This is a genomic window from Vibrio nereis NBRC 15637, assembly GCF_001591105.1.
Classification (GTDB): domain Bacteria; phylum Pseudomonadota; class Gammaproteobacteria; order Enterobacterales; family Vibrionaceae; genus Vibrio; species Vibrio nereis.
This window is the reverse complement of sequence record NZ_BCUD01000004.1, coordinates 12987-34504: the sequence shown is the minus strand read 5'-3', so window position 1 is coordinate 34504 and position 21518 is coordinate 12987. Positions and strand designations below refer to the sequence as shown.

Here is a 21518-nt window from a genome sequence, read left to right as displayed (position 1 = left end):
TACCTTAAAGAGCTGCCAAGTTGTGCAGCTCTTATTCCTTTTGTTCTTACACCATCGGAACAATCAAGTGGTGAGTTTAACTACCTTCCAAAGTACGCCTTGTAATCCGTATAACCACCGTCACTACCACCAAATAATGTCGATGGGTCCAAATCTGACAATGGTTGTTGGTGCTTCAAACGGCTTACCAAATCTGGGTTAGAAACAAATGGCCGTCCAAAGGCCACCAAATCGGCATAGCCTTTGTCTAGCACCTCATTCGCACGCTGTTGGGTGTAACTTCCCGCAACAATAATCGCATTCGTAAAGACTTTGCGCAGTTCCACTCGGAAACTTTCGGGTATGACTGGCGCATCATCCCAATCGGCTTCAGATAAATGAAGATAAGCGATATCACGTGCTTGAAGCTGTTTTGATGCTTCAAGAATGGTTGGCACAATGTCTGGGCAATCCATGTCTTTAAAAGTGATAAAAGGGGCGAGTCGCACACCGACTCTATTTGCACCGATTGATTTACTCACCGCATCAACCACTTCAAGTAAAAAACGAATTCGATTTGAACGTGAACCACCATAAAGATCGGTACGGTGGTTAGAGTTGGTGCGTAGAAATTGGTCAATTAGATAACCATTTCCTCCGTGTATTTCAACGCCATCAAACCCAGCTTCGATGGCACGTTTTGCTGCACTCGCGAAATCACTCACCACCCTTTCAATGTCAGCTTGCTCCATCGCGCGTGGCTCCACGCAATCAACCATTTCACCATTTCCTTGCTCATCAGCAATCCACACTTGCGTTTCAACGGGTTTAAGCGCGGATGGCGCCATTGGTAGTTCACCATTTTGGAATGTTGGATGAGAGACGCGCCCAACATGCCAAAGCTGACAGAACATAGCTGCGCCTTGCTGTTTCACCGCATGCGTCACTTTACTCCAACCCGCGACTTGCTCATCGGTATAGATCCCTGGCGTAAATGAATACCCTTGTGAATCATCTGAAATTTGAGTGGCTTCCGAAATAATGAGCCCCGCAGTTGCTCGTTGCGAGTAATAAGTCGCCATCATTTGATTGGGAATATTACCCGGTTGTGTGGTGCGCGCTCGCGTCATTGGAGCCATTACCACACGGTTTTGCAGATAAAATTGTTTAAGTTGCGTGGGTTGAAATAGTTTACTCATGCGAGACTCCTAATTTTTATAAAAATTCTCAATGTGTTTTCGTTAATCAAAAGATGAGTAAGAACTACGCGCATCAGTTTGCTTACCTTGAAATTCTTGCCCATAAAATGTCGATGGTGGGAGTATATCTATTAGACACAGATTGATAATTGGGTAATATTTGAATTGATTATTCGACTCAGATGAATAATCGAATAAGAGGAAGAACACGTGGACAAATTTTCAGACATGGGACTGTTTATCAGTATTATCAAAAATCAGAGTCTCGCGGGGGCAGGAAGAGAAATGGGATTATCACCTGCAACCGTGACAGCACGGCTGCAAGCGCTTGAAAATCGATATGGCGTCAAGTTGCTAAACCGAACGACTAGACATATATCTTTGACCGATTCTGGCGCTTTGTACCACCACGCGTGCCTAGATATTGTCAACAGTCTAAAAGAAACCGAGAACTTACTGCAGACCGGAGCCACAGAGGTTCGCGGAACCCTAAAGATCTCGGCGCCACGCGACATTGGTAAGCAATATATCGCTCCAATTCTGGCTGAATTTTCTGAGTACTACCCTGATGTCATTCCTTACCTTTATCTGAGTGATGACCTAGCAAACTTGGCCGAGTCTGGACTAGATTTTGTGATTCGTTATTGAGAGTTAGCCGACAGTACGCTGATTTCACGCAAGTTAGCCCCTAGCCGCAGGGTATTGTGCGCCTCACCATCTTACTTGGAGAAAAATGGCATACCTATCGAGCCGCAAGAGTTAACTAATCACTCTTGCTTAGCGATGGTGCGCAGCAATGAAGAACTCAAGACTTGGCACTTTCGGGACGATGACAATCACAACACGCTTACCGTTGTGCCTAAGCGTTTTTCTGACGATGGCGAAGTGATACGCCAATGGGCATTAGACGGGGCTGGTATCGCCTTGAAATCGATCTTAGATGTGCAAGAAGACATTAATCAACGCCGTTTGGTGACGGTATTGGATGACTGCATGAAAAACTTCAACACTCCAACTTCTTCCGCTAACGCAGACCTGAACGTGATTTATCTCAGTAGGCAATATCAGCCCAAACGCCTGCGTCTGTTCCTCGACTTCTTAATCGAACGTTTTCGCACTCGGTGTCCAGTGAATTAAAGGCTAAATCACGTGTTGAGGTACACCGTCCGTTTTTAGGGTTCTATTTTCAAATTTAATTTGAATCAGCTTCAATCAGCACGCGCTTTTTCTGCGCCCACTGTGCTCATACACTCTTGGTTATTCAGAGATCTAAGGAATTGTCTTATGAGCATCATGCATTACGCCAAATCGCGTTACTCCACTAAAGTGTTTGACCCGTCAAACAAACTATCGCACGAACAGATCGCTAGCATAAAAGAGCTACTGCGATTTAGCCCGTCTAGCGTCAACTCACAACCTTGGCACTTTATTATTGCCGAGAGCCCTCACGCCAAGCAGCGTATCGCAAAAGCGACGCAAGGCCGTTACGCTTTTAACGAAGCTAAGGTGCTAAATGCTTCCCATGTTTTGATCTTCTGTACCAAGACCGACATCGACGACGCATATTTGCAACTTCTGCTTGAAAATGAAGCGCGTGATGGTCGCTTTGCTAACGATGAAACAAAACAGGGCCAGCAAAATGGTCGCAGTTATTTTGTGAACCTGCATCGTGACGATTTAAAAGACGTTCACCATTGGATGGAAAAGCAAGTTTACCTCAACCTCGGAACGGTGTTGCTTGGAGCTTCGGCATTAGGCATTGACGCGGTGCCAATGGAAGGGTTTGACGCTGAAGTGTTAGATGAAGAATTTGAGTTAAAAGAAAAAGGCTATCGCAGCTCTGTGATTCTTCCTCTCGGCTTGCGCAGTGCACAAGACTTTAACGCCAAACTACCCAAATCTCGCCACCAAGAAAGCTATCTATTTAGCGAGTTTTAACGCGACCTCTTCTACTTTGGCCCTCTAACTAGGAGGGCTAATGGTTCAATGCCTGGCTCACTTTTTCAAATTGGCTACAGCATTTTTGTTGTAAGAACACTTGAAACACTTTGATAATGGGCCGCAATTGACGCTTATCCGCACAGACCATATAAAGTGGCACAGATTCACCTTCCCAATCAGGCAAGATCTTCCTGAGCTTGCCGTCGATAATATCTTGGCTGACGTCCATCAACGATTTGTTTACGATCCCTTTTCCTTTGAGTGCTAACCTTCGCACCACATCACCATCGTTAGCAGAAAGCCTTCCTGTTACCGAGGCGGTTTGCCTCTCTTCCTGACACATTAAATGCCATTGATTGTGGATTGTGTCTGCGACCATAAAACTGATGCAATTATGTTGCTCTAGGTCTGTTGGATGAAGAATAGGCGGATGCGTACGAATGTATTCTGGAGAGGCACATAAAACACGAACATTGCTCGAACAAAGTGGGATAGCAATCATATTTGAATCTGGCAATTGTCCGTAGCGAATCGCGATATCCACGGGCTTACTGTACATATCAACAATTTTATCGCTTAACTCTAGCTTGACGGTAATGTTGTCATACAACTCCGTGAATTCATCAATCCAGTCTAAGAGTAAGTTGCGACCAAAATCAGACGGGGCCGAAACGTAGATGTTACCCGTCAGCTCCCCTCGCGCATTGGCAATATCTTCGACCCCTTCTTTGAGTATTTCTAACGCGCGATTGACTTTAGTGAGAAACAATTCGCCTTCCCCAGTTAAACTTAAGCGCCGCGTAGTGCGTACAAAAAGAGGGAAACCCACTTGCTCTTCTAACCGTTTAATCGATGCGCTAACCGCTGCTGGGGTCATATCCATGTTATTGGCTACTCGCGAAAAACTGCCGTGTTTGGCTGCTTCTGCGAACAATGTTAATTCATTTAATGCTTTCATCCGATCATCACTACTCTAGCGCTATGTTTTAGCATCTTAAACAAAAATACCTCTTCTCGGAAAAGAAGAGGTAAGAAATCAATCGTAGTGGAAGGTTAATCGAAGTTAATCGCAACCTTACCAATCATCGCACCACTCTCCACTAGGGTGTGCCCTTGCTTTAAAGACTCTGCCGTCAACCCATTTAGCTCCTTGCTTAACGTACTTTTAAGCCGTCCAGAATCAACCAAGTTTGCGACTTGCTTGAGGATATCACCTTGTTTATACATATCTCCTGTCTTAAACAGAGTGCGGGTAAACATTAGCTCCCAAACAAAACCAGCCGATTTACCTTGCAGCTTGCTCAGATCTACCCCGCCATCAAACTCAACAATAGAAGCAATCATCCCTTGGGGCGCAATCAAGTCTGCCATCGCATCCCAATGTCCAATTGTATCGGCGGTATTAAAGATATAGTCGACGGTTTCAAAACCCAGATCTCGGACCGATTCAGCTAAATTTCGATGGTTAGCCACATAGTCTGCCCCCATCTCTTTTACCCAAGCTTCAGTTTCTGGTCGGGAAGCGGTGGCGATCACCGTAAGGTTCGTCATTTGCTTCGCGATTTGTGTGGTAATTGAACCGACACCACCAGCCCCGCCAATGATCAACAAGGTCTTACGTTCTGTTGGATCAACACGCAAGCGATCAAAAAGTGTTTCCCAGCCAGTAAGAGCAGTTAATGGCAAAACGGCGGCCTCCGCGTCCGTTAATCCCTTAGGAGCTAGGGCCACAATACGCGAATCCACAGTATGGTACTCAGAGTTAGAACCCGGGCGCGTGATATCACCAGCATAATAGACGCGATCACCTTGCTTGAATTCCGTTACATTAGCGCCCACAGCCACGACTTCGCCCACGGCATCGAATCCAAGCACGCGAGGGGTATCCAACGTTTTGCCAGCAGCGGCTCGCACTCTTACTTTCGCGTCTGCTGGGTTCACCGATACCGCGTGCACCTTCACTAACAAATCGAACTTTTCTAGCTCTGGTATGGCGGTAGTAAATTCGTAAAGACTCTCTGGCGCGTCAATGGGTTTGGATTCGGTGAACCCGATCGCGTTCATGGTAGTTGTACTCATCTGATCTTCCTTAGCTCTCAGTTAGGCGATTTGGCTAACATGCCCTCGCTGTTGCACGAACTATAGAAAACTTATTACCTTAGAAAAATGCGCACCAACTTGAAATACTTTCAAATTATTTTTGATAATACCCCATACTACTTTCGTTAAAGACATCAATTTACTGCAAACATAACGAAGCCAATTACAGGATATAGTGATCGTTATCCTTATCACCATGTAATCGTTTACATATAAGTGCATCGCATTTCAAAGGTACAGCTCACCGAATTGTAAGAAACCATGTCAATCAAATAACAAATAACTTGATTAGACACTAAGTATTCTCAATTAACCTCACACAATCCCATAAAATAAGTATGGATTTATTCTAAAGTCGTATTTTGCCCTATATTAAATGTATAACGGCTGAAATTTTGAAGTCATTAGTAAACAAAAATGCATAGATATGCCTTCATTTTCATAATATTATTCGCATCCAATTTAGAAAAACGGGAGGAAATACGGTATGGATAAACTACTTTCATCCGCACTCGAAGTTCAACAAAGGACAAGAGTCACGAGTCTGTTCGCGAGTAAAGGTTACAAAATAGCGATGACTGATTTTGATGATGTAGTTTTTGAAAAAGCAGGGGTACAAATCAATGTGCACTTTGACCGTGCTGCAAATGCCCAGTCAATTTCTGTCTTAGAGAATACACTCAAACAAGCGAGCAAATAATGGATCATTGATTCTGAGCGTTCCAGAATTCTAGATTACTTTGCTGACAAGCTTTCCTATAACTTGTCAGCTAGCGAAAACTTAAAATGTTTCATTAGCGGTATCTCGATCGGGCAACTACGCTTAAGTGACGCAACGACTAGGTACAAACTATTGAATATTTTGATTATTGGTGGTTCCGGTGGTATTGGAGCTGCACTCATAGACCAACTATTGATTTCTCGACCAGATACGCATATTTATACAACCTACCACACACGTAAACCACGTATCGAACACCCAAACATCCAATGGTTTAAAGTAGATGCTTCTTCTGAGTCCGACGTAGTTGAGCTATCAAATCACATTGCTAGCCTCGATGTACTCATTAATGCCGCTGGATTCCTGCATAGTCCAAATAGAAAGCCGGAGAAGTCAGTTAACGAGTTTAATGCAGATTTCTTTCACCACAATATTGAATCAAACGTTGTGCCAACCATCCTCCTTAGCAAGCACTTTTCTAGACAACTAAAATCGCAAAGCAATACACATTTCATTTCTATTTCAGCAAGAATAGGAAGCATAGAGGATAATCATATTGGTGGATGGATTAGCTATCGTTGCTCTAAAGCCGCTTTGAACATGGCGCTTAAAACCATCAGCGTTGAATGGAAATATAAATTACCTAATTGCTGTGTATTGGCTTTTCATCCTGGTACGACAGATACAGAATTATCCAAGCCATTTCAGAGAAACGTTTCTCCAGAAAAGCTGTTCACACCACGTTATGTTGCGCTTCGTTTACTGGATTTATTAGACCAAAAAGGGCCTGCTGATACTGGCACATTCGTAAACTTTAAAGGTGATGAATTACCGTGGTAACACTTATCGACGTGTCCCACCAACACAAACAGGTAATGCCATGTTATGAAAGCCACTATAAAACACATTGTGAAGACACTTACTTTGTTTGTTCGCGAACCATTGAGGCAACCGACTGTGAAGCGGGGTCGCCAAGCGACGATAAACCCTCTATAACACCTTGTTTATTCACATCCGGCTGATTCTGACTTAGCTTCCACTGCCCTGTTATTGAACTGATTTCAATTTCAACTCCAACAACGGCCAGTAACAATTTTTGAATAAATTCATCTGGAGCGTCACTCATTGACCATGGTTTCATCGACTGCGATTCATGCTCTGCTGTGAGCTCTTCGATTGCAGTATGTATCCAGTCTGGATCATGTATAAAAGAGATCGTCCCTTTCACGTGCGCTACTGCGTAATTCCATGTAGGAACGGCCTTACCGTGTTCAGCTTTTGTTGGGTAATGATTGGGAGAAATATAACAATTTGGCCCATTAAAGATGACCAGAACCTCCGAGCCGCTTAGCACTTCTTTCCAAAGCGAGTTTGCCTTAGCAATATGTGCCTTTAGAACAAATCGCTCGCCCACTTGCTTAAACATCACCGGAAGATGGGTTGCATCAATACCTTCATTTGAATGAGTCACCAGTGTTGCAAACGGATACTGTTGCATTAACGCGACTAATTGCTCGATATTTTCCTGTCTAAATTTCCTTGGAATATACACTGTTCCTCCCTGTAAGCTAATGCTTATGTTTTTCGTACAATGATTCTATTGTGTGCTCAAAGAGGTCTTTTAACTTCGATTTTGCTTCAGGAATCGAAACAATATTAAAGTATTGTGAAGCAGATTTACGTCCAAACATATTTAAAAAACCCGGCTTCAAAACGACGTCTAGGCTCAAGATGCCAGCGTTGATATCTACTGGTACAAATTGATAACACGCATATACGCTGTCATCACCCAGCGCAAAATACAAACCACCACCAACGCCATATTTATCAAAGGCTTCCATTTCTTCTGCCCACGGGTAGGCATCAATTATTTCACAGAGTTCCCTATGTAATCTGACTTCTTTCTCATGGGTAATGAACTCTTCCCCACCCGCTCTATGATCGTAAACAACTTTAACTAAACTCACGAGTTTATCCCTACTTATTCCAATTCGAGGCCATTGTGCAGTAAAGACTAAAAAGGAATCAAACTAAAAATGCCAATTGTAGGAAGTCCTCTCAACCTAATTGGTTCAACTCATTACAAACTTAACCACTAGTCCAATCATCACCACTACTCGCATTAAGTAAAATTACCTCAATTTCCTCGGTAATCTCTTCCCGGCGCAATGTATTGCATTGCTGAGTTAACTCATCCGCTACGTTTTCAAGATGTTTAACCGCGCCTTCAAGATGCATAATCCGATTGTGGTTCTCTTCTAACAAAGAGGAATAGAGTAATTCATGCAATGCTGCAAAAAGATATTGCTCCGCAGCGTCAAACAAGAAATCTATCGGAGACAGGTTAAGTTCCGGAGGGTGTGGAAAACGCGGAGAGTATTGTGGTTGTTGCTGAAATGGTGGCAATAATTTTTTTGAGATAATGCCCTGTTCACCACTATGGTAAACACTATAAAGACTCATTAATGGTTGTTGCTGTTGCAGCTTCGCAAATACCTGAATCATTTTATCGAGAACGGTAGGTACCTCTTCAACAACATTAGGGCCATCTAACTGAGCATAGATGTCTGCATCGTCTTTCATTAAGTTGTAAAGCTTACGGCCAACAACGATCAAAGTGGCCTTAATAGGAGTATCTAAAGACTGCTCAATATGATGATTCATCAGGTCCTGGTTGAAGTCACCACAAAACCCCCGCTCGGAACCAATTAAAAGATAGACAGGGATTGCCTGAGATTCTTTTGGCTGCATTTCAGGATAAAAACTCAGAAAGTCAGTCGTCGCTGTGTTAATCGCATCAAACACTCGATGCTGTGCATCCATAAAGGTACTCAACTTATGAGTTTCTAGATACGCTAACATTTTCATCGCATCTAGAATTTTTATAATTTCGTTTAAATTCTGATGATGATCCTGCAGATCCTGGCGCCGAGTCATGAGGTACTGTCCTGCTCTCTATAAGAGGCTAACCAATTAGCTACAGCTGCACTCCATTCTTCTCTAGGGGAATCGAGTGTAAGACCGCAACTCTTCACTTCATGTTGAAGAATATCAAGACGTGATTGCACATTTTGTCGCTCGTTACCCTCAAAATGTCCATCGTTAAAAGCAACCAGCCATGCTAGTTGAAAAGTCTCATGGAAAGGGGAAAACTGCTCCTGTTTTAGAATTTCTCTTAATACCAATCCACGTTGAATCGCCTCTTCCATCGAGGCTTCAAGACGAGCACCAAAGCGGGTGAAACTCTCAAGCTCTAAAAACTGCAGGTAGTTCAACTTCATACTGCCTGCTTCCGCTTTAACTCTGGGGTGCTGAGCTTGTCCACCAATACGAGAGACTGAGCGAGCAATATCAATCGCCGGACGGAACCCTGCTGAAAACAACCCGCGATCCAAATAGATCTGCCCGTCAGTAATCGATATCAGGTTCGTCGGGATGTAATCGGCTATTTCTCCTTGTTTCGTCTCGACTATCGGCAACGCAGTCATGCTTCCTCCACCATAAGCAGGACTCAGGCAGGTAGTGCGCTCCAATAATCCCGCATGCACTGAGAAAATGTCACCCGGATACGCTTCTCGCCCCGGTGGTCGACGAAGAAGTAATGATAATTCGCGATAAATTTTGGCATGCGTGCTGAGATCATCATACACAACGAGCGTATCATGCCCCTGCTGCATCCAATATTCGGCGATAGCACAACCAGCGAAAGGAGCCAAGTGCTGTAATCCCGGAAGGCTGCTCGCCTCGGCAACAACAACGGTTGTGTATTCCAAGGCGCCAAACTCTCGTAATATTTCGATAGTCTTGACGATAATAGAACGCCGCTGTCCAATGAGTACATAAACACAGCGCACATTTTTATTTTTTTGGTTAATGACAGTATCAAGGGCAAGAGCGCTCCGCCCCAACCCTTCATCACCGATAAGTAATTGCCTTTGTCCTTTACCTATAGGGATTAACGTATCAATGATCTTTATCCCGGTATACAGAGGGGAATTGACAAAATCACGGCTGATAATGGGAGGTGATAGCGTATCCAGACATTGCCATGCCGAAGGAATGGGTGGAGCTTCTCCATCCTGTGGGGTACCTAGGGGGTCAACGACCCGGCCGAGTAGCCGATCACCAACAGGAATACTCAGAGAATGATTAGAGTGATGTACAGGTGTTCCGGCTGTCAACTGACTGGTTTCATGCAGTAACACCGCACTAACCAGATCTTCCGTCAGGTCAAACACCATAGCCTGACTGCCATCCTCCATAATTAAAACATCACCCATCGCAGCCGAAGGAAGCCCAGTGATCCTAGATATACCATCACCAATGGAGAGAACCACTCCTCGTTCTTCAATACGCAACCCAGGTTTATAATGCTTGAGCCATACAGCCTGTTGCGTAATTGGGCTCCTGAGTTCATCTTCATCGGGTAACATAGGCAAACTCCGTAAACCCTTTTAAATCATCCCTTATATTGGCGCGCAAACACCAGGCACCTATTGTGATAAATAATCCAGCGATTAGCTCAGGATCCTCATCATACCTAACAGGGATTGACAGCTGACTGACTGCAGCCAGAGCCTTTTCCAACTCTTGCCGCTTGTTTTGCGCTATTGGATAGGCACTACTGATTTCAATGACTTCAGGCAATACGCCCCACTGAAGTAACAAGCTGGCCGCATTGTCGTGAGAAAGCGAAGTTAAATCATCTAACAGGATATTCAGCAGCCGAGACTCTAGCTCAGGCCCTGATGCTTTGCTAAGTAAGGTTTTTGCAAACCGAGCACTCTGTTGTAATGCCTGTTGTTCTCTTTCACGAATTGCTTCCATGCGCTGGCGGGATTCCGCGACCTCAGCTTTTTCCTTTTCTTGCTCCATTGACTGCGCCAGCAGTTCTAATCGAGATGCCCGCTCGGCGTCAATTTCCTTGTTCAACTCTTCTCTTGCTAACTGACACTGTTCCTTCCAGTTAGCCAAGCGATTCTCATACTCACCTTTCAGTGCCGCAGATTCATCATTAAGACGCTGGGATTGGGCAAGTTGCTCGTCAATATCAGCCTGGCGCTGACTAATCACAGCCATGACGGGCTTAAACAGAAAGCGTTTTAGAATCCAGACCAACACCAAAAAGTTGATCACCTCCAGCAGAAATGTAGACCAGCTAAACTCCAAAGCATTATCCCTCAATATTCGGAATCAACCATCAAAGAATGGCTACCATCTCTTAGTTGATAAGGTATTCAAGCAACGGATTGCGGAACAACACAATCAAAACAATAACGAGCACATAGATGGCCAGCGACTCTATCATTGCCAATCCGATAAAAAGCGTCCGCATGATAGACTTCTCAGCCTCAGGCTGTCTTGCCAGCGCGTCCATTGCCCGACTAACCGCCCACCCCATGGCAATCGCGGGTAACATAACCCCAATTGAAACTCCGATAATGGCAGCAACGGTGGACGTCATAACAAACGTTGATAATTCATACATTAGTTTCTCCTTCTTGTTGCTGTTGTTGATATTGTAGGCCACCTGCGATGTAAATGAGGGCCAGCATGCCGAAGATATAGGCCTGAACTAAAGCCTCAATAACGTGGAGCATCAAGATTGGAACTGGAGCTAGGAAGCCAGCCACCATAAGAAACAGCAACGCTGCCATTTCCAGGCTCATCATGTTGCCAAACAATCTCACAGCCAAAGCAACCGTGCGGGTGACTTCCCCAATAAGGTGGAATGGAAGCAAAATTGGGCTCGGTTTGAGGTAATGACTTAAATAAGGTTTTACCCCCATCAGACAAATGCCAAACCAATGTGTGGAGAGAAAAACAACGATAGCGAGGGCAGACGTCGCCGATAAATCACGCGTCGGGGAATGTACTCCCGGAATTAGGCCACTAAGGTTGGCGATAACAAGAAATATCCAAAGACTGCCAATAAAAGGCGTTAGGCTTTTAACATGCTGAGGCGCAACTTCTCTAATTACATTTTCAATGCTGGCAATCATCCCTTCGACCGCAGTCTGCACCAGTCCGGGATTGATACTTAACTTCCGTGACAGCAACCAGGCAATCAGCCCGATTACCCCCATGATTCCCCATGTCGTGACTATCGTGTTATCTATCATAATAACAGTCTCACCAAGTTAGTTTTGCCCTGCTACAGTTCAAATCCATGGCATTATTTGCGAATTAAAAGATATGCATTGATCATCCCTACCATCAGCCCGAGCAAAATAAAGCTCATGGTCCAGCGGATTGAGTATCCTTCCATCATGCTATCTATCCAATGACCAAGGTAGGCACCCCCCACAACGGGTAACACAAACACTAACCCCAACGTTCCAAGATAAATTGTTTGGCCAATAAGCGTATGCCTCTCTCGCTCTGCCTTCTGCATGCGGTCAGTCTGATGCTCAATTTTCTTTTTCAAATCATCAAGTTTGGCCATGCACTACATAACCTCTTTCTTACCTATTTCCCACAACCGCATCAATGCCTCTTCTTCCATGGTATGAAGGCTTTTTTTGAACGTTTGTAACTTTTCTTCTTCTAAGAGCAATTGTTGCTCCAAAGCCTGGCTAATCCGGTTATAGTCATCGTCCAACAAGAAACGGTAGGTACATAATGTGAGTACGTTTTTCTTAAAATAGAGCACCCCTCCAGTAGCAGCCAGATACCTCCAATCACCATCACTGATACGGTACTTCGCCACTCCGGTAGACAGCACTGTCATAAAACGACTGTGATTAGCGAGTAAACCGAAGCTACCTGTTTGATCTTCCCCGACAAAAGAAGTGACATTCACAATCTCTTTAGAATGAGTGGCATCCAGCAGATTGAGCACAAAACTGTTCATCTTGGCTGCTTCTCCATACTGCCCTGCATATAACAGTACTTTTCCGGTATGTCATCATAGTGACCAAGCAGGAAGTGCTCACAATCCTTAAGCGTACTCTCAAGCGGAACCGACACACCGGGTATGCCTGTATGTGCGGCTGTAGTCCAGAAGGGTTGAGTCAGATAGCGCTGAAGCTTACGGGCACGCATGATTATTTTGCGATCAGCCTGAGATAGCTCCCCAACACCCAGCATGGTAATAATATCTTCCAGTTCATGGTAACGAGCCAAATGCTCCCGGACACCTTCAGCAATACTGTAATGACGTGAGCCTAACGTATGGCGATCCATGAGCTTATTGCTTGACTGCAAAACATCAACGGCCGGATAGATACCTTTACCGGCTTGCGCCCGGGATAACATAACCGTGCTATCAAGGTGACTCAGAATGGTACTGACTGCCGGATCAGTCATATCATCAGCCGGGACATAAACGGCCTGCACCGACGTGATGGTGCCATTGCTCGTTGAAAGGATACGGTCCTGCATCTCAGCTATATCTGTCGACAGCGTCGGTTGATAGCCTACCGTCGCGGGCATTCGTCCAAGCAAACTGGATACTTCACTGCCTGCCTGAACAAAACGGAAAATATTATCCATAACAAATAACACATCTTTTTTCAGGGTATCTCGCAGGTATTCAGCATACGTCAAGGCAGACAATCCGATCCGAAAACGAACCCCAGGGGATTCATCCATTTGCCCAAAAACCATCAATGTCTGTGACAATACTCCCGCATCACGGATGGCATGCCACAGTTCATGGCCTTCACGTATTCGCTCACCGATCCCAGAAAAAACAGAGACTCCCTGATGCAATGAAGCCATGGCGTGCATGAATTCCATAATTAACACTGTTTTCCCAACACCTGCGCCACCAAGCAAGCCTGTTTTCCCTCCTTCGATAAAAGGACAGAGAAGGTCGATGACTTTAATTCCGGTTTCTAATACCTTTCCGACACCAACAGATTCATAGATTGGCACTGGCACACTATGGACATCACGAAATATTGACGCCTTAAGCTTGCTACCGCCGTCCAACGGCTCACCAAAAGCATTGAGCAGACGTCCCAGACAATCAGGGGTAACGGGGACATGGAGAGAAGCGCCCGTATCATAAACGGATATCCCTCGGTGCAAAGCGGAGTTTTTATGTAAGATAATGGCACGGATATGATGTTTATCGAGGTGTTGATGGACTTCAAAAAAATAGGTTTCATCGGCAACATTGGCACACAAAGCTTGGTGCAAAGGAGGTAACGTATCACAGGCAACCACGGTCACCGGGCCGTGTATCTCAGTAATCACACCAATAGGCGTTGGTTCTTTTCCTTGCTCCATCAATGCTCCCCGTCTTAAGGCCTATTCTCTTTGCGCAATGACATTCATGATCGAGTTCATCAAGTCCAGTTTTTAGTATAGCGGTTAACCGTTTAACTTGAGGGGCTGTCACTTAAGTACTTTTTTGTTTTAGCAAAGTCTCCGTTTGACGAGCTAGTAAATGGAACTTATGCAGGAAAACTAAGAATGTAACACGCATAAAAAAAGCCCCCTTAGTTAAGGCGGCTTTGTCTTGGTGACGTATTAGCGAAAATTGCAAATCTTTAATGACTTCAAAAATGCGTATTGCGTTTCCTAGCTCAAAGGTGGTTATAGAAGTGTCAGCTTTATTACTGATCAACGAAAATTAAACGCTTGGTATCAAAACCACGCTCTTTTACCATCTGTACAAACGTGTCCTTCAACTCTTGATCAACTGAAGGTGTACGTGCCAAAAGCCAAAGGTAGTCTGTGTTTGGACCAGATACAAATGCATATTGATAGTTTTCATTATCGAGTTCAAAAACCACATAGGAACCGTAAAAAGGACCAAAAAAAGACACTTTTAAATAGCCCTCTGATTCACTGTTTACAAAATATGCTTTTCCCTCAGCTTCTTTCCACTCGTTTTCTGAGGCTAAGAAACCTCTATTCAATACCGAAACGCCACCATCATCTTTCAAGGTATATTCAGCAGTTACCTGACTTAACCCTTCCTCAAACGAATGATCTAAACGGGCTATTTCGTACCATTTCCCCAAATACTTATTAATCTCAAAGTCAGGCACAGGCTTTACTGACTCTGGCATTCCAAGGCAACCACTTAAAGCAAGCGAGATGATAATTAACAGATATTTTTTCACAGGAGCCTCCTCGAAAACTCAGCATTCTCTGCTGGGTAGTGTAAAGCAATACACATTCCACCTAAGGGCAGTTAAATCATTAAAACTAAAACAAAGGCTGTTGCCAACAGTCCAGCCAAGACAAGTATGCATCAATCAAGATAACTATCACCTTTATTAATACCAGAAATCATTGGGTAGCAAGAGTCGTGGGAAGGGAAAACAGAGCCGATATAAACCTTTGTTTATAGAAATTTTACCCGCTCATCAATACATTCAAAAGAACCCATTTCGAACTCGCGACATATCCATGGCCTGTTTTCGTAAATTGTACACATGAAGCTTTCTCTGTCTAAGGCTGCACACCAACCATCGCTTAATCGCAACATTGTCTCACCACCGTACTGATCGCGAGAGATAAACTCTTCGGGAACACCTGTGTCTGAAATAATCATAACTTCAAGACGACAGCAGCACGCTTTGCAGTTTGAGCAGGACACATCTGAAGAAGAAGTGCTTTTTATGGGTATATTCATGGGTAACTATAATTTAGTTAATTGTACATGATACCTTAAATACATTATCGGAGAAACCTGGGACTAAAGGCCTCCATTACCTATGTTTTCTACATGAGCAACCGCTTTATGGAAGCTATCTTGGCAAGTCCAAGAAAAAAACAAAGGGTAACAGGCGCGAAATAATCATCGCACCTAGTGAATTATCTGATGAAGTTAAGACTGCATACTGCATCTAATGATTTTAGTTTTATTAGCGAATCCTCTGCCAGTTGTCTATATAGTGCATGACGTTAACTGAAAGGTATCATCTACGCTAAGCAACGGTGTTGTCACTTGCAGAAAGTTTCAATGTACAGCGCTTCAACTTTATCTCTTGCCCATTGGGTTCTGCGTAAGAACTTCAACGACGACTTAATTGAAGGGTTATTGTAAAAACAGTTAATTTGGATTTCTGCATCCAAACCTTCCCATCCATAATGCTCTTGTAGACGCACAAGAATCTTTTCTAGGGTTAGGCCATGTAGTGGATTATTTGGTTGTTCTTGGCTCATTTATAGTAGTTCCTGCAATGCCAAAGTTTAAACGCAGAGTTTACCATCCCTCTAGAACACCTTGTTAGCTAAAACTTATCTACTACCTTTGCAATCTTCCCTTGGTTTGCTTCCCAAGAACTGAGAGAATGCTCTGGCAACTTATACTAGGCAAAATATTATGAAACTTTTAGTCCGCAACCTTGCGCGTACCACCACAGAACACGAAGTGCGAGTTCTTTTCTCTGCCCATGGCACTGTCACTGAATGTAATTTAGTTTTAGATTCGGAAACTGGCCTCTCAAAAGGTTTTGCGTTCCTCGAAATGCCTGACGAAAACGAAGCCAAAACTGCACTCAACAGTTTAAACCTCACAAATGTAGCGAAGAGCAAGATTAGAGTTAAAGTCGCTCAGCAATAACCTCTTTTTTGAGAGCCAGTAAGTTGAAACATTCTGGCTCTTAGTTCCCAGTTATTGGTTCTATCTTTACGCTTTGTTGTAATGCGCCATAACCAATAAACTCAACACAAAATACCACGTGTAGAGAATCAATCTGAACTAAAGCAATTTATTAGCTTTTTAATACCGCCCCATTCCATGAAACATTCCTCCGAACAAAGCCATTAAGACCCCAAAAATAATACTCAGTATTATAAAGGCAGGGATCGAAGCGATAACAACTTTAACCATAAAAACAACCATCGACATAAATGGCATTTTTACATCTACAACCGTAACTTCTTGCTTGTTATTTTCTACGGACATAATCATTCCCTTGACAGCATTAATAAACAACGAGTTTAGTCAGTAATTGAGTCCTATGAGATAACGATTGTTTTATTTGAGAGCTAGCGCCACCTAAGTGGTTGTTTTTTTGAGGATCAATATAGGCATTAGTTAGTAACTGAGATAACCATCAATTTTTAGCCTTCTAAACTCATCAAAAACTAAGTTTTTTGAGGTTTTGCATTTAAGATGAGCACCAAAGTGCACTTAGTTGAATACGATGTCAGAACAATAATCTTCTCGTTCTTGTGGCCTGCGCAGACGTAAAAAGCGTACATGGTTCTATTCACAAAATCTAAGTAAACAATTTATATCATTGATATATCTCCACCCTTCTAGCTGTTGTGCTTCTGAACAAAAACTGAGCTTAGAATAAGGATGCTCTGCCAATGAAAAACACGTTCACCCCCAGCGAAATGAAAACCGTATTGCACTCCAAACGGGCGAACCTTTACTACTTGCAGCATTGTCGAGTTTTAGTTAATGGTGGGCGTGTTGAATACGTCACCGAACAAGGCAAAGAAAGCTTGTACTGGAATATTCCTATAGCAAACACAACCGCAATATTGCTAGGGACAGGAACCTCAGTCACACAATCTGCGATGCGTGAGCTTGCCAAAGCGGGCGTCTTGGTGGGCTTTTGCGGTGGAGGTGGTACACCTTTGTTTTCAGCGAACGAAGTGGAAGTCGATATATCTTGGCTGACCCCTCAATCCGAATACCGTCCGACAGAGTATCTACAAAAATGGGTTAGCTTCTGGTTTGACGACGGTAAACGTTTAGCAGCCGCAAAACAGTTTCAACTTGCACGACTCAGCATGATCAAAAAACACTGGTTATCGGCCAGTGTGCAAAAGCATTTTCCTGTCCAGGACACTAAACTTATGCCAGTTTTGGAGCGATTCGAACGCCTACTTGCCGATTGTGAAACCACCCAAGACGTACTGCTACTTGAGGCAACCACCACCAAAACGCTTTACAAACTAGCATGTCAAGCAGTGAACTATGGTGATTTCAAGCGTTCAGAACGTGGCAATAGCAACGATATCGCCAACCAATTTTTAGACCACGGTAACTATCTCGCCTACGGACTCGGTGCAACCGCATGTTGGGTAATTGGACTGCCACACGGCTTAGCAATTTTGCATGGCAAAACAAGGCGTGGTGGCTTGGTCTTCGATGTTGCCGATATCGTGAAGGATGCCTTGGTGTTGCCACAAGCATTCATCTCCGCTATGGCTGGCGACGACGAGCAAGAGTTTCGTCAACGCTGTCTCAATCAGCTGCGTTCAGGTAATGCGCTTGATGTGATGATTGATACGCTACAAGCCACAGCTGAACACTGCGCGGAGATGGTGGTATGAACATCTTGCTGATTTCGGAATGCAGTAAACAAGCATTGATAGAAACGCGGCGTGTGTTAGATCAGTTTGGTGAACGCAAAGGACAGCGTTGCTGGCAAACACCCATCACTTATGAAGGGATGAAAACCCTACGCATGTTGCTGAAAAAGAGCGCGCGCAAAAACACCGCTGTCGCGTGCTATCGCATTTACGGAAAGAACCACACCGAGTTAATGTGGGTTGTTGGAAAGCGCAGCAAGTTTAATCTAGAAGGCACTGTACCAACCAACCGCACCCAGCGTGATATCCTGCGTGCCAGCGATGAAAGCAGCATGCACAGTAATCAAGCTATTGCTTTGATGGCGGGCATCGCCGGTCTGTTTCACGACTTTGGAAAAGCGAACACCTTATTTCAAAATAAGCTACATGGCAAAGGAGATGGATATGAACCCTACCGTCATGAATGGGTCTCAATGCAACTCTTCTTAGCTTTTGTTGCGGGTCGTGATGATAGAACCTGGCTAAGCGCACTGTGCGACTTAAAAGCAAACCACGAGGAATCTCTGCTTAATACATTTGAGTTAAGTGAAAGTGTCGTATTTAGGGATATTGCAGCATACAGCCCACTCGCAGCGGCCATTGCATGGTTGATTGTCTCACATCATCGCCTGCCCCAACAGCAAGGTAAAACATCACCGAACCAAGAGATCAATGCCGCTGATCACTGGTTCCATCAAGGAATCGGAGTTGAATGGAATGCTGCAAATCATCTCAATACCAACTTTTCTGACACAGAGAAAAAGCTGTGCGCTGAATTTCCTTATGGTTTGCCTTTGCAAAGTGACACTTGGCGGGCCAAAGCGGCATCCCTAGCAACTCGAGCACTGCAATTGCCGAACTTACGTGACTATGCGCGTATAGACCTCGCTTACCCAATGCATGTGGCGCGCATGGTGCTTATGCTGGCAGACCACGCATACTCATCAGACATTGCCCATACACACTGGCAAGACAGCAATTACCAAGCCTACGCCAATACCGACCGTAAAACCAAAATGCTCAAGCAAAAGCTCGATGAGCATTGCGTCGGTGTCGGTCATAACGCTTATCTCCTAGCAAAAGTATTGCCGAGTTTACGCAGTGCACTACCAACCCTGATCCGCCACCCTATGCTGAAAAAGCGCGTCAGTCACCCCAAATTTCGCTGGCAAAATCGCGCTTATGAAGTGTTATCTGGTGCAAAACCAAAGGCAGATCAGCAAGGGTTATTCGCTATTTTGGCAAGTTCGACGGGGACTGGAAAAACAATCGCGGGCGCGAAGATGGCGTATGCACTGGGTGATCAGCAACAAGGGTGCCGTTTTAGTGTTGCACTGGGTTTGCGCACATTAACATTACAAACAGGTGATGCGCTAAAAGAAACATTAAGCCTTGACGATGACGACATCGCCGTGACCATTGGCTCACAGGCTGTTAAAGATCTCTACATCCACAACAAGAAAGATGTAGAGGCAGCGAGAGAATCAGCCACGCAATTCACTGGCAGTGAGTCACAACAGATGTTTGCCGATGACTATGTGAAATACGATGGTGAGCTAGATAACACCTACTTAAACCGCTGGCTCAAAGATGACTGTCGCGCCAGTCTACACAAACTGATCAGCGCCCCTATTTCGGTCAGTACCATTGACCACCTGATCCCTGCGACAGAAGGTGTGCGAGGCGGACGTCAAATTGGCCCGATGCTGCGTTTGATGACCAGTGATTTGATCCTTGATGAGCCAGACGATTTTGATGTGGCCGATTTACCCGCGTTATGTCGATTGGTGTATTGGGCCGGCTTATTGGGTTCACGGGTTATCCTTTCTTCAGCGACACTACCGCCCGCCTTGGTCAGCGACCTATTCGATGCCTACGTGCATGGGCGAAAACAATACAATGTGGCGAACGGTCATGCGCAAAGCGATGCGGTTGTGGCTGCTTGGGTCGATGAATTTAGCGCTAACAGTGAGACAGTTGCAAACAAGACCGACTTTAAACAGCTGCATGACCAGTTCGTTGATGAGCGAGTGAAACAACTTTCCAAAACCAGCGACCCAATACACAGAGGGGCGCTGATAACACTAGAGAATGAAAGCGATAATCCAGTGGATGTCTTCGCCCAAACCATTCTCAACCATGCACAAGATCTCTCGCGTCATCATCACACCCAACAAGAGGATAAGACCTTTTCAGCGGGCTTAGTCCGAATGGCAAATATTGAGCCCATGCTGGCGGTCGCGAGTCGATTATTTTCGCTCCCCCCACAACCAAATACCCGCATTCATTATTGCGTCTACCACAGCCAACAACCGTTGTTGGTGCGCTCTACGCTTGAAAATGAACTCGATAGCCTACTCAAACGTGATCCCGACACACCGATTACAGCGCACCCAAAAGTACAGCAGATGATGGCGAACGCCCCTGAAAAACACCACGTATTTGTGGTGTTGGCAACACCTGTCGCTGAGGTAGGTCGTGATCATGATTACGATTGGGCCATTGCTGAACCCAGCTCAATACGCTCCATTATCCAACTATCCGGTCGGGTCCAGCGTCACCGCCGCCTTGCACCGCAAGTGCCAAATATATTAATTTTCAATAAGAACTTTAACGCGTGTCAAAATCGCTTTCCTGCCTATTGCAAACCCGGGTTCGAATCGAACCAATCCTATCGTCTCAATAGCGCCAAGCCAGATACAGACAGCCAGTGGCTTTGCCTGACAACCCATGATCTCGCTGATCCCGCGCTACTCCCAGAGAACGCCTTCGATGTAATCAGCGCCGCGCCTCGTGTCCAACAACCCAAAGAATTATATTGCCGTGAAACCAGACGTGCCAATGGCTTCATCGCACTGGAACATTTGGCGTTGAACTTCAACTTACGAGACAAAGGCAGGGTGTGGTGGGCATCTGACTATGCTCACCTATTTGGCGAAATTCAACGCCAGACTCCGTTTAGACAAAGTGTGCCAAGCATTGAATACATCGTTGAAGTCGATGAGGATTGCTCAATGGTCACGCTATCGGAGTGGGACGATTTGGGTGAAGAATTTATTGACTCCGACAAGGTCAAGCTTGCTCCGCCACTCGTACTAGCACAGGGTATTAGTGCGTTTGGGGAAAGCAATCTTGCGCTAGATATACAAGAACTGGCTGAAACGCGCGAGATAGAATTTGAAACCGCACAACGCCGTTATAGCACCATTCAGCTTAGAGAACTGACTAAAGGTAAACAGTGGCTCTATTCACCACTATTGGGGCTCTTTGAAGGAGAATATTTCACCCCATGACACAACAATGTG

23 protein-coding genes and 1 pseudogene are annotated in these 21518 nt (G+C 44.7%); 7 read left to right on the top strand and 17 right to left on the bottom strand.

All coding sequences use genetic code 11. The features are described from left to right. Positions 1–80 precede the first annotated feature (80 nt). The gene (locus tag VNE01S_RS05715; protein ID WP_053394881.1) at positions 81–1178 is read right to left on the bottom strand and encodes an alkene reductase; all 1098 of its coding nucleotides are present in this window, start codon (positions 1176–1178) and stop codon (positions 81–83) included. Between the two features lie 210 nt (positions 1179–1388). Between VNE01S_RS05715 and VNE01S_RS05710 the strand changes: the two are divergent. Next, positions 1389–2315, top strand: a pseudogene (locus tag VNE01S_RS05710) (LysR family transcriptional regulator). Positions 2316–2462: 147 nt separating this feature from the next. Further along, positions 2463–3116 (top strand): oxygen-insensitive NAD(P)H nitroreductase, encoded by a 654-nt coding sequence (nfsB, locus tag VNE01S_RS05705; protein ID WP_053394882.1) that lies wholly within the window; start codon positions 2463–2465, stop codon positions 3114–3116. Positions 3117–3153: 37 nt separating this feature from the next. Here nfsB and VNE01S_RS05700 read toward each other — a convergent pair whose 3' ends face one another. Together VNE01S_RS05700 and VNE01S_RS05695 are read right to left on the bottom strand one after the other, a co-directional pair. Beyond that, positions 3154–4077: a LysR family transcriptional regulator gene (locus VNE01S_RS05700; protein ID WP_053394883.1), complete on the bottom strand. Its 924-nt coding sequence runs from the start codon at positions 4075–4077 to the stop codon at positions 3154–3156. A 95-nt stretch (positions 4078–4172) separates the two neighbouring features. Then, on the bottom strand, positions 4173–5198 hold the full coding sequence (locus tag VNE01S_RS05695) for a zinc-binding alcohol dehydrogenase family protein (RefSeq protein ID WP_053394884.1): 1026 nt from the start codon (positions 5196–5198) through the stop codon (positions 4173–4175). A gap of 508 nt (positions 5199–5706) precedes the next feature. Here VNE01S_RS05695 and VNE01S_RS05690 point away from each other — a divergent pair. After that, entirely contained in the window at positions 5707–5919 is a 213-nt protein-coding gene (locus tag VNE01S_RS05690; RefSeq protein ID WP_053394885.1) for a hypothetical protein, read from the top strand. A gap of 153 nt (positions 5920–6072) precedes the next feature. Beyond that, positions 6073–6780, top strand: coding sequence for an SDR family NAD(P)-dependent oxidoreductase (locus VNE01S_RS05685; RefSeq protein ID WP_053394886.1), 708 nt, complete (start codon positions 6073–6075; stop codon positions 6778–6780). 79 nt (positions 6781–6859) lie between these two features. Here the strand turns inward: VNE01S_RS05685 and VNE01S_RS05680 are convergent, their stop codons facing one another. From VNE01S_RS05680 to VNE01S_RS05620, 13 genes are all read right to left on the bottom strand, one after another. Beyond that, positions 6860–7492, bottom strand: a complete 633-nt coding sequence (locus tag VNE01S_RS05680) for an FMN-binding negative transcriptional regulator (protein WP_053394887.1) — start codon at positions 7490–7492, stop codon at positions 6860–6862. A 16-nt stretch (positions 7493–7508) separates the two neighbouring features. Next, complete coding sequence (locus VNE01S_RS05675) at positions 7509–7907, bottom strand: hypothetical protein (RefSeq protein WP_053394888.1); 399 nt, start codon at positions 7905–7907, stop codon at positions 7509–7511. Between the two features lie 121 nt (positions 7908–8028). After that, complete coding sequence (locus tag VNE01S_RS05670; RefSeq protein WP_053394889.1) at positions 8029–8877, bottom strand: F0F1 ATP synthase subunit gamma; 849 nt, start codon at positions 8875–8877, stop codon at positions 8029–8031. Further along, positions 8874–10373, bottom strand: coding sequence for a F0F1 ATP synthase subunit alpha (locus VNE01S_RS05665; RefSeq protein WP_053394890.1), 1500 nt, complete (start codon positions 10371–10373; stop codon positions 8874–8876). The genes VNE01S_RS05670 and VNE01S_RS05665 overlap by 4 nt, the downstream gene beginning before the upstream one ends. Continuing rightward, positions 10360–11109, bottom strand: a complete 750-nt coding sequence (locus VNE01S_RS05660) for a F0F1 ATP synthase subunit delta (protein ID WP_053394891.1) — start codon at positions 11107–11109, stop codon at positions 10360–10362. Before VNE01S_RS05660 ends, VNE01S_RS05665 begins: the two co-directional genes overlap by 14 nt. A gap of 52 nt (positions 11110–11161) precedes the next feature. Further along, entirely contained in the window at positions 11162–11428 is a 267-nt protein-coding gene (locus VNE01S_RS05655; protein WP_053394892.1) for an ATP synthase subunit C-like protein, read from the bottom strand. Next, positions 11421–12062, bottom strand: a complete 642-nt coding sequence (locus tag VNE01S_RS05650) for a F0F1 ATP synthase subunit A (protein ID WP_053394893.1) — start codon at positions 12060–12062, stop codon at positions 11421–11423. Before VNE01S_RS05650 ends, VNE01S_RS05655 begins: the two co-directional genes overlap by 8 nt. A 53-nt stretch (positions 12063–12115) precedes the next feature. After that, a complete protein-coding gene (locus tag VNE01S_RS05645) occupies positions 12116–12385 on the bottom strand; it encodes an AtpZ/AtpI family protein (protein WP_053394894.1) in 270 nt (89 codons plus the stop codon). 3 nt (positions 12386–12388) lie between these two features. Then, positions 12389–12793, bottom strand: a complete 405-nt coding sequence (locus VNE01S_RS05640) for a F0F1 ATP synthase subunit delta/epsilon (protein WP_053394895.1) — start codon at positions 12791–12793, stop codon at positions 12389–12391. Then, positions 12790–14175, bottom strand: a complete 1386-nt coding sequence (gene atpD, locus VNE01S_RS05635) for a F0F1 ATP synthase subunit beta (protein WP_053394896.1) — start codon at positions 14173–14175, stop codon at positions 12790–12792. Before atpD ends, VNE01S_RS05640 begins: the two co-directional genes overlap by 4 nt. 329 nt (positions 14176–14504) lie before the next feature. Next, positions 14505–15017, bottom strand: coding sequence for a lipocalin family protein (locus tag VNE01S_RS05625; RefSeq protein WP_053394898.1), 513 nt, complete (start codon positions 15015–15017; stop codon positions 14505–14507). 224 nt (positions 15018–15241) lie between these two features. Then, positions 15242–15532 carry a YkgJ family cysteine cluster protein gene (locus tag VNE01S_RS18840; RefSeq protein ID WP_053394899.1) on the bottom strand — a complete coding sequence of 97 codons (291 nt, stop codon included), beginning with the start codon at positions 15530–15532 and terminating at the stop codon, positions 15242–15244. A gap of 311 nt (positions 15533–15843) precedes the next feature. Further along, on the bottom strand, positions 15844–16065 hold the full coding sequence (locus VNE01S_RS05620) for a VF530 family protein (protein ID WP_004400149.1): 222 nt from the start codon (positions 16063–16065) through the stop codon (positions 15844–15846). Between the two features lie 160 nt (positions 16066–16225). On the opposite strand from VNE01S_RS05620, the gene VNE01S_RS05615 reads away from it, so the two are divergent. Beyond that, positions 16226–16465 (top strand): RNA recognition motif domain-containing protein, encoded by a 240-nt coding sequence (locus tag VNE01S_RS05615; RefSeq protein ID WP_053394900.1) that lies wholly within the window; start codon positions 16226–16228, stop codon positions 16463–16465. Between the two features lie 159 nt (positions 16466–16624). Here the strand turns inward: VNE01S_RS05615 and VNE01S_RS05610 are convergent, their stop codons facing one another. Further along, positions 16625–16810, bottom strand: a complete 186-nt coding sequence (locus tag VNE01S_RS05610) for a hypothetical protein (RefSeq protein WP_053394901.1) — start codon at positions 16808–16810, stop codon at positions 16625–16627. A 410-nt stretch (positions 16811–17220) separates the two neighbouring features. Here VNE01S_RS05610 and cas1f point away from each other — a divergent pair, with 410 nt between their 5' ends. Next, on the top strand, positions 17221–18195 hold the full coding sequence (cas1f, locus tag VNE01S_RS05605) for a type I-F CRISPR-associated endonuclease Cas1f (RefSeq protein ID WP_053394902.1): 975 nt from the start codon (positions 17221–17223) through the stop codon (positions 18193–18195). Continuing rightward, a complete protein-coding gene (gene cas3f / locus VNE01S_RS05600) occupies positions 18192–21506 on the top strand; it encodes a type I-F CRISPR-associated helicase Cas3f (protein ID WP_053394903.1) in 3315 nt (1104 codons plus the stop codon). Before cas1f ends, cas3f begins: the two co-directional genes overlap by 4 nt. Positions 21507–21518: the final 12 nt, after the last annotated feature.